Genomic DNA, 910 nt, shown 5'->3' on the forward strand with positions numbered 1-910 from the left:
CCGGCGAGCCCGTCCGGGTCTCCCCGTCGACCGTGGACACGCTGGTCCGCTGCCCGCTGCGGTGGCTGCTCGAACGGCACGGCGGCACCGACCCCGCCCAGCTCGCGGCCGTGACCGGCACTTTGGTGCACGCACTCGCGCAGTCCGCCGCCGACGGCGCCGACACCGGACAGCTGCGCGCGGAACTCGACGCGGCGTGGACGCGGGTCGACGCGGGCGCCCCGTGGTTCTCCCGGCGGGAACGCCGCCGCGTGGAGTCGATGGTGTGGACCTTCCTGGACTGGCTGCGCACCAGCCGCGCCGAGCTCACCGGGGCCGCGGTGGAGCAGGAGATGCGGGTGGCACTGCCGCCGGAGATCGATACCGGGCAGGACGGGGACGGAGGCGGCCGGACCGTGTGGCTGACCGGCCGGGTCGACCGGCTGGAACACGACGCGTACGGCAGGCCCGTGATCGTCGATCTGAAGACGGGCAAGACGCCGATCAGCACGGCCGAGGCCGAGAAGCATCCCCAGCTCGCGGCCTACCAGCTGGCCCTGCGGCTCGGCGCCTTCGACACCGGCGGGGCGACAGCGCCGGGCGACACCGGCGACTCCGGCGGGGCACGACTGGTCTACGTCGCCAAGCCGCACACCAGAACGGGCGCGACCCAACGTGAGCAACCCGCGCTGGACGACGAGGCCGCCCGCCGGTGGCTCGACGTGGTGCGTACCGCGGCGGCGGAGTCGGCGGGCCCGGAGTACCCCGTCCGGGAGAACAGCGACTGCGACCGCTGCCCGGCCCGCCCCGCGTGTCCGCTGCGTCCGGAAGGCAGGCAGGTGACCCACCGGTGACCCACACGACGGATCCGCACGCCGCCGCCACCCCGGCCGAACCGACCGGACCGACCGGGCCGCGCGCCGCCGCACCG

Annotated in this window: 1 protein-coding gene; it reads left to right on the top strand. The window is 75.7% G+C overall.

The window, feature by feature from the left end:
• The coding region (locus tag SACPADRAFT_RS26700; protein ID WP_007027782.1) for a RecB family exonuclease at positions 1-833 on the top strand (833 nt) is incomplete at its 5' end.
• Positions 834-910: the final 77 nt, after the last annotated feature.

The organism is Saccharomonospora iraqiensis subsp. paurometabolica YIM 90007, assembly GCF_000231035.2.
GTDB lineage: Bacteria > Actinomycetota > Actinomycetes > Mycobacteriales > Pseudonocardiaceae > Saccharomonospora > Saccharomonospora paurometabolica.